This window comes from Hyphomicrobium nitrativorans NL23 (genome assembly GCF_000503895.1).
In the GTDB taxonomy this organism is placed as follows: domain Bacteria; phylum Pseudomonadota; class Alphaproteobacteria; order Rhizobiales; family Hyphomicrobiaceae; genus Hyphomicrobium_C; species Hyphomicrobium_C nitrativorans.
On record NC_022997.1, the window covers coordinates 3,173,170 to 3,187,565 of the forward strand.

Genomic DNA, 14,396 nt, shown 5'->3' on the forward strand with positions numbered 1-14,396 from the left:
ACCGAAGACGACTGAGGTAAGACGACATGCTTGAGATCAAGAACCTTCAGGTGAAGCTCGAAGACGAGGACAAGGAAATCCTCAAGGGGCTCTCGCTCACCGTGCCGAAGGGCGAAGTGCACGCCATCATGGGCCCGAACGGCTCGGGCAAGTCCACGCTCGCGCACGTACTCGCAGGCCGCGACGGCTATGAGGTGACGGGCGGCGAGATCCTGTGGAACGGCGAAGACCTTGCGGAACTCGAACCCGACGAGCGCGCCGCCAAGGGCGTGTTCCTCGCCTTCCAGTATCCTATGGAGATCCCGGGCGTCGCGGGCCTCACGTTCCTGCGCACGGCGCTCAACTCCGTGCGCAAGAAGAGGGGCGAGGCCGAGCTTTCCACGCCCGACTTCATGAAGCTCGTGCGCGGCAAAGCCGCCGATCTCAACATCGACATGGAGATGTTGAAGCGGCCGGTGAACGTCGGCTTCTCGGGCGGCGAGAAGAAGCGCGCCGAGATCCTGCAGATGGCGGTGCTGGAACCCACGCTCTGCGTGCTCGACGAAACCGACAGCGGCCTCGACATCGACGCGCTCAAGATCGTGGCGGACGGCGTCAATGCGCTCCGCAGCCCGGATCGCGCGATGCTTGTCATCACGCACTATCAGCGGCTTCTGAACTACATCGTGCCGGACAAGGTTCACGTGCTGTCGAACGGACAGATCCAGGCGACGGGCGGCAAGGAACTCGCGCTCGAACTCGAAAAGTCCGGCTATGCGGCTTACCAAGGCAAGGCGGCATAATATGAGCATCGCCCAGAAAATCGAAACGGGAGCCACGGGGCGCGGCGGCGCCTCCGTGCAAGCCCTCAAGACGAAGGCCGAAACGGCCCTCGTCGAAGCATTCACGAACGCAGAACCCTCTCTCCCGGGCGGGACTTGGCTGCGCGCGCTGCGGAAGGACGCTATCGGCGCCTTTACAGGCCGCGGCCTGCCGCATCGGCGCGTCGAGGAGTGGAAATACACGGACGTGCGCGCGTTCATGCGCGAGGCCTTTCCGCTGACGCCCGACGTGGTGCCGGATGCCCAGTCGGCCAAGGCGCTCATCGAAGCCGCGCTCCCGGGCGCCGATCTTTCCGGCACGCACGCGCTGTTCTTCGACGGCTCGGCCGTGTCGGAAGCCGGGATCTCCGCCGTGTCCGAGATCGAGAGCGCGTTCCTTGCCCGCATCATCGATCATCCGCCTGCCTGGCTGCAGGAAGACGTTGCCGAGGTCAGCGGGCATGTGAACGAGGCGACGCGGGCGCTCAACACGGCGCTGTTCACCGATGGCGCGGTGCTCGACATCGCGGAAGACCGCGAGATCGCGACGCCGATTGCGCTCATCTTCGCGTCCGGCAGCGACGCCGCAGGCTCGGTCGCGACGCGCAACGTCATCCGCGTCGGCAAGAACGCAAAGGTGACGATTGTCGAAGTGCATGCCGCACCGGACGCGCCGCGGCAGGTCAACACGCTGACCCAGCTCATCGTCGGCGACGGCGCCGAGGTGGTGCACGTGAAGCTCGTCGCCTCGCGCGAGGGTTCGATCCATCTCGGCCGCACGATTGCGCGCCTTGGGGCGGACGCGAACTACCGGCCGTTCCAGATGGTGCTGGGCGACGGCGTCGTGCGCAACGATCTCGCCATCGCGTTCCGCGGCGAACACACCACGTTCGACCTCGGTTGCGCGCTGCTTGGGAACGCCGGCTCGCACCACGACATCACGATGGTGGTCGATCACGCCGTGCCGAACTGCACGAGCCGCGAACTCGTGAAGACCGTGCTGCGGGATCGCTCGCGGGCGGTGTTCCAGGGCAAGGTGATCGTGCGCCCCGACGCGCAAAAGACCGACGGCAAACAGATGGCGCAGGCGCTGATGCTCTCGCCGGACACGGAGTTCAACAGCAAGCCGGAACTCGAAATCTACGCCGACGACGTGGTCTGCGGACACGGCAGCACGTCGGCAGAGATCGATCCGGACCTCGTGTTCTATCTTCAGTCGCGCGGCATTCCGCTAGAGGAAGCTCAGGCCATGCTGGTCGAAAGCTTCGTCGGCGAAGCCATCGACAAGGCGGAGCCGGAAGCGGTGCAAGACGCGCTTCGCGCGCTTGCGCGCGGGTGGCTTCAGAGCCAAGCTTGAAAAAATGCGGGGCGCTGAGAGGCGCCCCGATTTGTCCTCAGCGCTGAGACCTCTGCTCGCTCGAACAAGGACGACCCCATGACGGCGGCGACACAGAAGACGTCGAAGAAGAAGGCACCGGCCCCGGTGGCGCCCGGCCCCTTCGATGTGGAGCGCATCCGCACCGATTTCCCGATCCTCTACCGGGAGATCTACGGCAAGCCGCTCGTCTATCTCGACAACGGGGCCTCGGCGCAGAAGCCGCTGTCCGTGATCGAGGCGATGGACCACGCCTACCGCTTCGAGTACGCGAACGTGCACCGCGGGCTGCATTACCTCTCGAACACGGCCACGCAGCGCTTCGAGGAAGCCCGCGAGGTCACGCGCCGCTTCCTCAACGCGCCGAAGACCGATCAGATCATCTTCACGCGCAACGCGACGGAGGCGATCAATCTCGTGGCGTCCTCGTTCGGCGCGCTCGAAATCGGCGAAGGCGACGAGATCGTGCTCTCCATCATGGAGCACCATTCGAACATCGTGCCGTGGCATTTCCATCGCGAGCGCAAAGGTGCCGTGCTCAAGTGGGCACCGATCTCCAACGAGGGCGAGCTGCTGCTCGACGAACTGGATCAGCTCATCACGCCGCGCACGAAGATCGTCGCCATCACGCACATGTCGAACGTGCTCGGCACGGTCGTCCCCATCAAGGAGGTGATCGAGATCGCGCACGCGAAGGGCGTGCCGGTGCTCGTGGACGGCAGCCAGGCGGCCGTGCATCTTCCCGTGGACGTGCAGGATCTCGACGCCGACTTCTACGTCTTCACCGGCCACAAGACGTACGGGCCCTCGGGCATCGGCGTGCTTTACGCCAAGCAGAAATATCTCGACATCATGCCGCCCTACCAGGGCGGCGGCGAGATGATCGAGCTGGTGGAAGTGGACCGCATCACCTACGGAAAAGCTCCGCACCGCTTCGAGGCCGGAACGCCGGCCATCGTGGAGGCCGTTGGTTTGGGAGCAGCCCTTTCCTACATGATGCAGGTGGGGCGCGACCGGATCGCGGAGCATGAGGCCGAGATCGGCGCCTATGCCTTCGAGCGTCTCCAGGAGGTGCCGGGGCTCACGATCCACGGCACCGCGCCGGGCAAGGGCGCGATCCACGCGTTCTCGATCGACGGGCTGCATCCGCACGACGTTGCGACCATCATCGACCGGGGCGGCGTTGCGATCCGCGCAGGCCACCATTGCGCGCAGCCCTTGATGGAGCGGCTTGGCGTGTCGGCCACCTGCCGGGCGTCGTTCGCAATGTACAACACCAAGGCGGAAGCGGACGCGCTCGTCGCCGCGCTCATTCGCGCCCGAGACTTCTTTGCTTGAGGAGCCCTAGAGGCTAGCCATGACCGAACACGTCGAGACGGAAAAAGAACTCACCGAGAGCGAACGCGCTCTTGAAGCGAAGGCAGCCGAGCCGCAGCCTGCCGCCGCGGACGCGCCGTCCGGCGGGGCGTCGGGCCTGTCGCAGGACGAACTCGACCAACTCACGGCCGACATCGTCGCCGCGCTCAAAACCGTCTACGATCCCGAGATCCCGGCCGACATCTACGAGCTTGGCCTGATCTACAAGATCGACATCAACGACAACCGGGAGATCGCGGTCGAGATGACGCTGACCGCGCCGGGATGTCCTGTGGCCGGCGAGATGCCGGTTTGGGTGGAGAACGCCGTCAGCGCCGTTCCGGGCGTTTCGGGCGTGACGGTCACACTCACGTTTGATCCACCGTGGGAGCAGAGCCGTATGTCGGACGAGGCGCGGCTTGCGCTCAACATGTTCTGAGGGCTTGCGTCCGCAGGGGTCGATCGCGGAAGCCTGCGAACGGCCAAAGCGTTGCCGCCGCGCATCTCGCAATGAGGGGCCGCTCGCGCTATATTTTCCTCAAGCTCCGGTGTTTCCGGCCTTGAGACCAGGACAGCAACACTGATGACCGAAAAGACGACCATCGCAACGCCGACCCGCCGCCCCCGGCCCAAGGTCATGACGCTGACGCCCGCGGCGGCGGCGCGCGTGCGTTCGATCATGGCGTCGAAGGGGCCCGACATCGCGGGCCTCAAGATCGGCGTCAAGAAGGGCGGGTGCGCGGGCATGGAGTACACCATGACGTGGGCGGAGAGCGTCGACAAATTCGACGAGGTGGTGGAGCAGGACGGCGCGCGCGTGATCGTCGATCCGCAGGCCGTGCTTTATCTGCTCGGCACCGAGATGGACTACAAGACGGACAAGCTATCCTCGACGTTCGTGTTCAACAATCCGAACCAGCAGAGCGCGTGCGGCTGCGGCGAGAGCGTGAACCTCGTGCCGGCCCACGAGGACGCGGGCGAAGCGGCCGAGTAGCACCCCTCCCCATTACACCTGCTCGTCAGATCGCGACCTGCGTACCGACTTCCACCACGCGGTCGGTCGGTATCCGGAAATACGTCGTCGCGTCTTCCGATGTGCGCGCAAGCCAGATGAAGAGACGCGTCTGCCAACGCGGCATTTCAGACTTCGAACTGGGCCGCAACGACCGGCGCGACAGGAAGAACGATGTCGCTCCGATATCGATGTTGAGATCCTTGCGGCGACAGCCTTCCAGGATCTTCGGGATGTTCGGCGATTCCATGAAGCCGTAGGTCGCGACCACGCGCGTGAACATCTCGTTCGAGCGGTCGATGTGCACGCGCTCGTGACGGGGGACGCGCGGCTTCGACGTGTCCGTGGAAATCGAGAGCACGACGTTGCGCTCATGCAGTACCCGGTTGTGTTTCAGGTTGTGCATCAGAGCCGTCGGCGCGGCGTTGACATCCGCGGAAAGGAACACGGCGGTGCCGGGCACGCGCGCCGGGGGCTTGGCTTCGAGCCTGCGCACGAGCCAATCGAGCTCCGTCTCGTCGCGGCGCGTGATGCGCGAGAGAATGCGGTAGCCGCGCATCCAGGTGAACATGATCAAGCTCAAGACGGCGGCCACGAGGACGGGGAACCACGCGCCTTCGAAGAACTTCATGGCGTTGGCGGCGAAGAACGTCAGCTCGACGACGAGCAACGGCAACATGAGAGCCGCAACCTTCCACAGCGGCCAGCGCCAGTACTTCCACAGCACGAAGAAGGCGACGAGCGAGTTGATGACGAGGGTTGCCGTCACCGAGACACCGTAGGCGCTTGCGAGGTTCGACGAAGACTTGAACGTCACGACCGTGAACACGACACCGATCAGCAGCAGCCAGTTGACGCGCGGCAGGTAGATCTGGCCCGCCATCTCCTCCGATGTGTGCCGGACCGCAAAGCGCGGCAGCAGACCGAGCTGGATCGCCTGACGTGCAAGAGAGAACGCGCCGGTTATTACGGCCTGGCTCGCGACCACAGTTGCAGCGGTCGCGAGAACGACCATCGGCACCAAGGCCCATTCCGGATAGAGGCGGTAAAATGGGTTTTGGATCGTGCTCGCGTCTGCGAGGACCAGCGCGCCCTGCCCCATGTAGTTCAACATCAGCGCGGGAAACACGAAGCCAACCCAGGCGACCTGGATCGGCTTGCGTCCGAAGTGACCGAGATCGGCGTAAAGCGCCTCCGCACCCGTGACGGCCAGGAACACGAAGCCGAAAACGGTGAGCCCGAGTAAGCCATGACTGACCAGGAATTGCAGCCCGTACCAGGGATTGAGCGCGGCGAGGACAGACGGATTGTCCACGACATGCCAAAGGCCGCCGCCACCGAGCATGAGAAACCAAAAGACGGTGAGCGGGCCGAAGAACTGGGCCACGCGCGCGGTGCCGCGGCTTTGCACGGCGAACAGCGCAACGATGACGACAAGCGCCAGCGGAACGATCCAGCGCTCGAACACCGGCGACACGAGCGCAAGCCCCTCGACGGCGGACAGAACCGAGATTGCCGGCGTGAGGACGGCGTCGCCGTAGAAGAACGACGCGCCCGCAACGCCGAGCGCGAGCAAGAGGGGGGAACTGCGTTTCGAGACTGTAAGCCCCAACGCCATGAGCGCGAACGTGCCGCCCTCGCCTTTGTTGTCGGCGCGCAGCAGCACGATCACGTATTTCAGCGTGACGATGAGCACGAGCGCCCAGAAGATGAGCGAGAGAACGCCGAATACGGCTTCGGTGTTGGCCGGGCTGCCGCCGCTTGCGGCGCGCACGGCTTCGCGAAACGCGTAAAGAGGACTTGTTCCGATGTCGCCGTAGACGACGCCGATTGCGCCAACGACGAGAAGCCAGAACCGCTTGTCCAGCCTCGCGTCTTCGGGGTCCTTTCCGGCCTCGGCGGCCCTGGGGTGCGCCACGATGTTATTCCTGCCGCTGCTGCCGCTCGCGCAGCAAAACGCGGCCGCTTATACGCCCGTTCCGTGAGGGCCGCTACCGATCAATTTCGGGGACAAGGTGCGTTAATGCGTAGCGCTGATCAGTCCGCCGGCCAGTTGTCGCGGATCCAGCGGGCGAGCCCGTCCTCGTCGATCTCGCCTGCGGCGAGGTCGACAATCGCGACTGTGGCCTCGGCCGGGTCCGGCACAAACGCGATGGCATTCTTCCTCAGAAACGTCATCATCGCCATGAAGGCCGCGCGCTTGTTTCCGTCCACAAATGGATGATTGCGAGCCAGCCCGAACGCATAAGCGGCCGCAAGAACCGCTAGATCACGCTCTCCAAAAGCCCATTTGTTTCGTGGCCGGCCTAGCGCCGATTCCAACATGCCTTCGTCGCGGAGGCCATCGGGACCTCCGAAGGTCGCCAATTGCTCCGCGTGAATGCGGACGACCTGTGCCTTAGTGATCCAGCGGGGCTCGGTCATTTGGCGAGCGCTTTAAGCGTGCTCCGATATTCTTTCATCACATCACGCGCTATCCGCATCGTCTCTTCGTCATCGTCGACGTGAGGGGCGATCGAAATCGTTTTGTCCGGCCCTTCGGTGACGAGAACTTCGTCGCCCTGGGAGAGGCCCATGCGGGCGAGCAGCTCCTTCGGCAGGATCAGGCCCGTCGAGTTGCCGATCTTCTTGATCTCAAGCTTCATAACCGTGGCTCCGTGGCGCGTTGTACAGATTGTATAACATCGGCGAGCGATGTTGTACAGAATGTATAACGCACCAGCGCGCCGATCAGGCCACGGCCTTATCCATCTCTTCCAACTCGTCGATCATGCCCTCGATGACCTTGAGGCCCTTGGACCAGAACGAGGGGTCGGTGGCGTCGAGGCCGAATGGCGCGAGCAGCTCCGAGTGGTGCTTGGAGCCGCCGGCCTTCAAGAGATCGAAGTACTTCGTAACAAAGCCGGGGTGGGCCTCCTGGTAGAGGCCGTAGAGCGAATTCACGAGGCAATCGCCGAACGCGTAGGCGTAAACGTAGAACGGCGAGTTGATGAAGTGGGGGATGTAGGTCCAATAGACCTCGTAGCCCGGCTTCAGGTCGATGGCCGGGCCGAGGCTCTCGCGCTGTACGTCGAGCCAGAACCCATTGAGCTGCTCGCTCGTCAATTCGCCCTCGCGGCGCGCCTCGTGCACCTTGCGCTCGAACTGGTAGAACGCGATCTGGCGGACCACCGTGTTCAGCATGTCCTCGACCTTGCCGGCCATCATCGCCTTCCTCTCGCGCGGGCTCTTGGTCCGGTCGAGAAGTGCGCGGAAGGTCAGCATCTCGCCGAAGACGGAGGCCGTCTCGGCGAGCGTCAGCGGCGTGGGCGCGAGCAACGGGCCCTGGGCGCGGGCGAGCATCTGATGCACGCCGTGGCCCAACTCGTGGGCGAGCGTCATCACATCGCGGGGTTTGCCCTGGAAGTTCATCAGAACGTAGGGGTGCACGGACGGCACGGTCGCGGCCGAGAACGCGCCCTGCGTCTTGCCCTCGCGCAGTGGCGCATCAATCCAGCGTTTATCGAAGAATTCCTTGGCGACGCTCGCCATGTCCGGCGCGAAGGCGCCGTAGGCTTCGAGCACGATCCGCTCAGCCTCGGGCCACGTGAAGATCTGCTCAGGCTTATCGGGCAGCGGCGCGTTGCGGTCCCAGTGCGAGAGCTTTTCCATGCCGAGCCAGCGGGCCTTCATCGCGTAATAGCGGTGCGAAAGCCGCGGATAGGCGGCGCGCACGCTTTCGACGAGCGCTTCGACGACGGGCGCTTCCACGCGGTTCGCCAGATGACGGCTGTCGGCGACGTCCTTGAAGCCGCGCCAGCGATCGGAAATCTCCTTATCCTTCGCAAGCGTGTTCGTGATCAGCGTGAAGAGCCGAATGTTGGCGCCAAAAACCTTCGACAACGCCTCGGCCGCCGCACGGCGGCGCGGCTCGGCCGGATCGGACAGGAGGTTCAGTGTCGCTTCGAGCGCCATCGGGCCGGGCTCGCCCTCCACGTCGAAGCGCAAGCCTGTCATGGTTTCGCTGAAAAGGCGCGTGAAGGCGCCGCGCCCCGTCTGGCCCTTTTCGGTGAAGAGCTGTTCCAGCTTCTCGTCGAGCTGGTACGGCTTTTCCTTCCGCAAATCCTCAAGCCACGGTTTGAAGCGCTGAAGGGCGGGTACGGTCATCGCGCCTTCGAGGGCCGCTTCGTCGATCTGGTTGAGTTCGAGTTCGGCGAAGATGAGGTCTGTCGCAATCCGCGTCAGGCGCTCGGAAATATCGCCGTAGAACTTGGCGCGCGTGGGGTCCGCCTGGTTGGCCGCATAGAGCAACCCTGCAAACGACCCCAGCTTGCCCATGAGGTCGGAGAGTTGCTCATAGGCGGCGATGGCGTCCGCAAGGCCCGCGCCGTCGCTGGCCATAGCGGCTAGCTTGCCCTGATAGCTTTCCTTGATGCGCCGCGCTTCCGCCGCGGCACGGTCGAGATCCTGTGCGACGGCCGGATCGTCCATGCCGGTATAGAGATCCGACAGATCCCATTCCGGCACGATCCCCAGGCTCGCCCCTCCGGCCGGCGCTGTCCCGCCCACACCCGACGCAGCGTGACAAGCCTGAAACACGGCAGAGGCGGCAAAAGCGGGGGCGCGCGAGATCGGCGACATCGGAAACTCCGGTTTTGAATGGGAATGCACTGCCTAATCTGCGGGCTCGCCCACCGGAGTTCAAGCACCACGGCCCATAAGAAAGCCGCCATCTGCGTTTCGGCAAATGGCGGCGTCCTCGAAACGAGCCAAACGGCCGCAGGCTTCGCTAGTTCGTGCTCGACACTTTCATGAGCACGATGCCGCTCACGATCAAAACGGCGGCCAGCATGCGCAACGCGGTCGCCGGTTCACTCAACACCACGATCCCGACAAGAAAAGCGCCGATGGCGCCAATTCCCGTCCATACGGTGTAGGCGGTGCCTAGCGGCAGCGAGCGCATCGCCGCGGCCAGCAGGACGATACTTATCGCCATCAGAACAACAGTGATCACGGAGGGCCAAAGACGCGTGAAGCCGTCCGACTGCTTCATCGAGAACGCCCAGCCAACCTCAAAAACCCCAGCGACGATCAACATTAACCACGCCACGACAGCCTCCCTTTAAAGCGAGCCGCCGGGCCGTCCCGGGCTTGATCCCAGATTTTTTGGGGGAGGACGTGGCCTCGCACCTTCAGATATGACCGATCGCGACGGCCATCAATGCGTGCTTTTGCCCCCGCGGAGGGAAGCCGCAGCGGATCAGGCCCTCTTTCCTTCGCGGAAGCCGCCGTCTCAAAAAAGTTTCAAGGTGAGTCTCTGCGAAAGAGGTTGTTTACCGTTGTGGGGCAATCTCTGGTCATGTGAGTTGCCGGTCCTTCGCAATGTCCCGAGCGTAAGCTCTCCGAAAGACCGGCCGCGTTTCAGTTCGTGTTGAGTACGAGTGACCATGGCCAAGCGTATCCTTATCGTCGACGACGATCCCGCCCAGCGTCGCATTCTCGAAGAGACGGTCAAACGTTTCGGGTTCGACACCCGCTCCACCCATTCCGGCGAGCAGGCCGTCGAAATCCTTGAGGGTCCCGACCGCGGCTCCATCTCTCTCGTGCTTCTCGACCTCGTGATGCCCGGCATGGGCGGCATGGGTGTGCTCGAACGCATGAAGGGCCAGGCAGGCGCACCCATCATCGTGCTCACGGCCAACGGCTCGGTCGATGCAGCCATCGCTGCGATCCGGCTCGGCGCCGTCGATTTCGTGATCAAGCCGGCTTCGCCCGAGCGTCTCGAAGTCACGATCCAGAGCGCGCTCAAGATCGAAGCGCTTTCGGACGAAATCACCCGCATCAAGAAGAAGAGCGAAGGCACACTGACCTTCGACGACCTGATCATTCGCGGCGAAGGGATGCAGCGCGTGATCGGACTTGGAAAGCGGGCGGCTTCGTCCACTATCCCGGTCTTGATCGAAGGCGAGAGCGGTGTCGGCAAAGAGTTGATCGCGCGCGCCATCCAGGGCGAAAGCGAGCGGGCGGGTCGGCCGTTCGTCACCGTCAACTGCGGCGCGATCCCGGAAAACCTCGTCGAAAGCATCCTGTTCGGCCATGAGAAGGGTGCGTTCACGGGTGCCGTCGAAAGGCGCGTCGGCAAGTTCCAGGAGGCCGACGGCGGCACGCTCTTCCTCGACGAGGTGGGCGAGCTTCCGCTCGAAGCGCAGGTGAAGCTCCTGCGCGCGCTTCAGGAAGGCGAGATCGATCCTGTCGGCGCGAAGAAACCCGTGAAGGTCAACTTCCGGCTCGTCTCGGCGACCAACCGCGACATGATCCAGCTCGTGAAGGACGGCCGTTTCCGTGAGGATCTTTACTACCGCCTCAACGTGTTCCCAATCTGGGTGCCGCCGCTGCGCAACCGCTCGGAAGATATCGCCGACCTCGCACGGCATTTCCTTGCCCGCTTTGCCGCCGAGGAAGGCAAGCGTCTCTCGGGCTTCAGCGAAGACGCCATGAAACTTCTCATGACCTACGACTGGCCCGGCAACGTGCGCCAGCTCGAAAACGCCATCTTCCGCGCCGTAGTGCTTGCAGACGGGACCACGCTGTCGGTTGCGGAATTCCCGCAGATTGCGAGCCACGTCGAGGGGTTCTCTGCCGAAATTCCACCGGCCCCGGCGGGCGTGGAGAAGCCTGCCGCCTATACCGGACCGGCTCTCATCGGCGCGGAAGACACCGTCCCGCAGACCGTCGAAGTGCGGCCCGGATCGGGCACTTCCGCGCTCGGCATCCCAGCGGTGACGGAACACGGCGAGATCCGCGCGCTGGAAGATATCGAAGCCGACATGATCCGCCTCGCGCTCGGGCGCTATCGCGGGCACATGACGGAAGTCGCTCGCCGGCTCAAGATCGGCCGTTCCACGCTGTATCGGAAGATGCAGGAGTACGGCCTCGAAACGCGCGTCAACTGAATTCCAGCCGTCCTCGACCCTCCGATCGTCCGCGTCCCAATGGGCGATCCCGATGCCTCCGTTCGCCCCTGCGAGCGGGGGCATCTTTACTTTTGTCACAGCTCGGCAAAAGCAGCGGCGGCATTGTTCTGTCTCAGGCCGGACGCGCCGTTAGCCAAAACTTAACCGCGTTTCGCATCAAGGCGCCGCTTGCCCCGTTGTTGCCGCAGGCAAGCCCCTTTTGTCGCGCATTCCAGGGTTACCGACCGTTAAGCACGAGTGCGTAAGCCTTAACCTTAGCAGTCTCGACGGGGGAAAGCGTTTGAGCGTAGAGGCGGGACAGTCTGCCTGCCGGCACCGAGCCAAAGCCCGGATGCCCGGTCTTCAGGTCCTCGGTCTGGGCGTGACGGCACTCATTGCCGTCGTGCTGCAAGCCGGGCTCGCGCATGCGCGCGAAGACCGCACGATTTCCTTCTTCCACATCCACACCAAGGAAACGATCACCGTCCTCTACAAGAGGAACGGCAGCTACATCCCCGATGCGATGAAAAAGATCGACTGGATCATGCGCGACTGGCGGCGGGACGAGTCCATCAAGATGGACCCCAAGACCATCGACATTATCTGGGAAATGCACCGCGAGCTCGGTTCGCAGAAGCCCGTCAGCATCATTTCCGGATACCGCTCGCCCGCCACCAACACCATGCTGCGCAAGACACGCGGCGGACAGGCGCAGCGCAGCCATCACATGACGGGCAAGGCTATCGACATCTCCTTCCCCGACGTCCCCATACGGCGCATGCGCTATTCGGCGATGATCCGAGAACGCGGCGGCGTCGGCTACTATCCGACATCGGGCATCCCGTTCGTGCATGTCGATTCCGCGCGCGTGCGCCATTGGCCGCGCATGGTGCGCGACGAGCTTGCGCTGTTGTTCCCATCCGGCCGCACGCAGCATAGGCCGGCCGACGGCAAACCCATCACACGCGGGGATGCAACGGCTGCTCGCGCAAAGCGCAAGGATCTCGCGCAGGAAGTGGCGCAGTACTTCGCCATCCGGGACGGAAAGGTACAGCCGGCGCCGGTGCAGGTGGCCGAGGCATGGCAGGCTTCCGTCGCGTCCGCCCCGGTTCCGATGCCGGCGCGTGCCGTCCGCCCAACGCCGGCTCCGGATCGCCGCATGGCCGCCGGCGCGCCAGTGCCGCCGCGCGACGCGACCCGGCCCGAGGCGATGACCTCCCTCGCCTCGCTTTCCGTAGACACGCCGTCTTCGCGCCCATCCGCGCCGAAGCCGAAACTCGTCGCTGCGCCGCGTCCCATCGATCGGCCCTCTGAGTTCGTCAACCGGCTTCCCGACGCCGAGCGCTCGCGCCTCGACATGCTGGTCAAGCTGGCCTCCCTCGAAGAGCCGTCGAGCCTGCCTGCCGAAACTGGGACGTCTTCTCTGATTACGGGAACGGCTCCGCTGCGCACTGCATCGTTGACGCCGTCCTGGCCGTCGCTGCGTAAGGCGGCCCCCGTCACCGAAGATCTCGCATCCGGCGCGGATCTTGCTCACAATCCGCTCAGCGCGGGCAGTTCCGATTGGCGCAGCGGCTGGCATGTCGCGCCCGCTTATGACGACGATCATCCAGATGAGCTTGCCTATCGGCCCTTCGCGCTCGGACCGCTGTTGACGGAAACGCCTTCCTTCGACGATCCCGCGCTCGTGACCCTCGTGCACCCCGACGCGAACGAAGCCCTCGCGATGCTCGACGACGAAGGCTCCGCGCTGCCGATGCGGTTCGGGCCGGAGACGTCGCACACGGCGATGGCCTGGGCGCAGGCGTTCAGCGGGGACGCAGTCAATTTCGATGCATTTGCGACGGCGTCCGAGCCCAGCGCGCCGTCCGGTCCTCAGCTTCTCGCACGCGCCGTCAAGACTCAGCCGAGGTAGCCGCCTTCCTCACACCCGCGCGGCCACCCGCACGCGCGGTCGCCAGCGGACCGTCGTTCCACGCCTTCGTCACGAGACGGCCGAGTTCTTCGAAGTCGTTCGTACGCGGCGACGTCGACCGCCACACGAGACCGATGGTGCGAAACGGCTCGGGCTCCACGAAGCGGACGAGCGTGATGTCGCGGCCGCGTTCTTCGATACCGATCGACATCTCCGGCAAAAGCGTGATGCCGAAGCCGGCGGACACCATCTCGACGATGGTCGCGAGGCTCGACGCGCCGAACGTGTTCACCGCGTCGACCTGCTTGAGACTGCAATACGTCAGCGCCTGGTCGCGCAGGCAGTGCCCCTCTTCGAGCAGCAAGAGCCGCTCGTGCTCGATCAATTCCTTCGTTGCGCGCACGCGGCCCGAGAGTTTGCGCTCCTTGGGCAGGGCGAGAAGAAACCTGTCCTCAAACAGCGGGAGGTTCGTCAGGTCCGGATTCTTGAGCGGCAGCGCGAGCAGCAAGACGTCGAGCTTGCCCTCCAGAAGCTCGTCGGTGAGCGGCTGGGTCTGGGTTTCGCGTACATGCAGTTCGAGATCGGGGTACGCATCGCGCAACAGCGGCAAGAGAGGCGGCAGCAGATAGGGCGCAACGGACGGGATGACGCCGAGCCGCAACGTGCCCGCCAGCAGCCGGTTGGAGTGCTGCGCGTAAGCGACGAGGTCGCGCACGTCGCCCAGGACACGCGCGCAGCGAGCGGCAATCTCGGCCCCTTTGCCGGTGAGCCGAACGCCTGCGCGGGTCCGCTCCACAAGCACGAGCCCCAGGCTCTGTTCGAGTTCGTGGATCTGCATGGAGAGTGCGGGCTGCGTCACAGAGCACGCCTCCGCCGCGCGCCCGAAATGGAGCTCGCGTGCCAAGGCGTCGAAGTAGCGGAGCTGCTTGAGCGTGACGTGCGTCATAAGGCAGCCTGATCAGAGGCGAAACAAATAACGATTAGCCCTGATCTTTGGCGCGGTCTA

The 14,396-nt window shown here is 64.2% G+C and carries 13 protein-coding genes; 7 read left to right on the forward strand and 6 right to left on the reverse strand.

The window, feature by feature from the left end; all coding sequences use genetic code 11:
- The first annotated feature begins 26 nt into the window (after positions 1-26).
- The 5 genes from sufC to sufA all read left to right on the forward strand — a co-directional run bounded on the left by sufC (position 27) and on the right by sufA (position 4,525).
- Positions 27-782, forward strand: coding sequence for a Fe-S cluster assembly ATPase SufC (sufC, locus tag W911_RS14835; RefSeq protein ID WP_023788355.1), 756 nt, complete (start codon positions 27-29; stop codon positions 780-782).
- Between the two features lies 1 nt (position 783).
- Positions 784-2,157: a Fe-S cluster assembly protein SufD gene (gene sufD, locus W911_RS14840; protein ID WP_023788356.1), complete on the forward strand. Its 1,374-nt coding sequence runs from the start codon at positions 784-786 to the stop codon at positions 2,155-2,157.
- A gap of 78 nt (positions 2,158-2,235) precedes the next feature.
- Positions 2,236-3,513, forward strand: coding sequence for a cysteine desulfurase (locus W911_RS14845; protein ID WP_023788357.1), 1,278 nt, complete (start codon positions 2,236-2,238; stop codon positions 3,511-3,513).
- 19 nt (positions 3,514-3,532) lie between these two features.
- Complete coding sequence (locus tag W911_RS14850; protein WP_023788358.1) at positions 3,533-3,970, forward strand: SUF system Fe-S cluster assembly protein; 438 nt, start codon at positions 3,533-3,535, stop codon at positions 3,968-3,970.
- Positions 3,971-4,114: 144 nt separating this feature from the next.
- Positions 4,115-4,525 carry a Fe-S cluster assembly scaffold SufA gene (gene sufA / locus W911_RS14855; protein ID WP_023788359.1) on the forward strand — a complete coding sequence of 137 codons (411 nt, stop codon included), beginning with the start codon at positions 4,115-4,117 and terminating at the stop codon, positions 4,523-4,525.
- 25 nt (positions 4,526-4,550) lie between these two features.
- Here the strand turns inward: sufA and W911_RS14860 are convergent, their stop codons facing one another.
- The 5 genes from W911_RS14860 to W911_RS14880 all read right to left on the reverse strand — a co-directional run bounded on the left by W911_RS14860 (position 4,551) and on the right by W911_RS14880 (position 9,632).
- The gene (locus W911_RS14860) at positions 4,551-6,461 is read right to left on the reverse strand and encodes a potassium transporter Kup (protein WP_023788360.1); all 1,911 of its coding nucleotides are present in this window, start codon (positions 6,459-6,461) and stop codon (positions 4,551-4,553) included.
- A 119-nt stretch (positions 6,462-6,580) separates the two neighbouring features.
- Entirely contained in the window at positions 6,581-6,967 is a 387-nt protein-coding gene (locus W911_RS14865) for a type II toxin-antitoxin system death-on-curing family toxin (RefSeq protein ID WP_023788361.1), read from the reverse strand.
- Positions 6,964-7,188, reverse strand: coding sequence for an AbrB/MazE/SpoVT family DNA-binding domain-containing protein (locus tag W911_RS14870; protein WP_023788362.1), 225 nt, complete (start codon positions 7,186-7,188; stop codon positions 6,964-6,966). The genes W911_RS14865 and W911_RS14870 overlap by 4 nt, the downstream gene beginning before the upstream one ends.
- 85 nt (positions 7,189-7,273) lie before the next feature.
- Positions 7,274-9,163: a M3 family oligoendopeptidase gene (locus W911_RS14875; RefSeq protein WP_023788363.1), complete on the reverse strand. Its 1,890-nt coding sequence runs from the start codon at positions 9,161-9,163 to the stop codon at positions 7,274-7,276.
- Positions 9,164-9,311: 148 nt separating this feature from the next.
- Positions 9,312-9,632: a DMT family transporter gene (locus W911_RS14880; RefSeq protein WP_023788364.1), complete on the reverse strand. Its 321-nt coding sequence runs from the start codon at positions 9,630-9,632 to the stop codon at positions 9,312-9,314.
- A 337-nt stretch (positions 9,633-9,969) separates the two neighbouring features.
- Here W911_RS14880 and W911_RS14885 point away from each other — a divergent pair, with 337 nt between their 5' ends.
- A complete protein-coding gene (locus W911_RS14885; RefSeq protein WP_041316639.1) occupies positions 9,970-11,475 on the forward strand; it encodes a sigma-54-dependent transcriptional regulator in 1,506 nt (501 codons plus the stop codon).
- 352 nt (positions 11,476-11,827) lie between these two features.
- Positions 11,828-13,390 carry a peptidoglycan L,D-endopeptidase MepK gene (locus W911_RS17525; protein ID WP_023788366.1) on the forward strand — a complete coding sequence of 521 codons (1,563 nt, stop codon included), beginning with the start codon at positions 11,828-11,830 and terminating at the stop codon, positions 13,388-13,390.
- On the opposite strand, the gene W911_RS14895 is transcribed toward W911_RS17525, so the two are convergent.
- Positions 13,371-14,336 (reverse strand): LysR substrate-binding domain-containing protein, encoded by a 966-nt coding sequence (locus W911_RS14895; RefSeq protein WP_023788367.1) that lies wholly within the window; start codon positions 14,334-14,336, stop codon positions 13,371-13,373. The genes W911_RS17525 and W911_RS14895 overlap by 20 nt on opposite strands.
- Between the last annotated feature and the right edge of the window lie 60 nt (positions 14,337-14,396).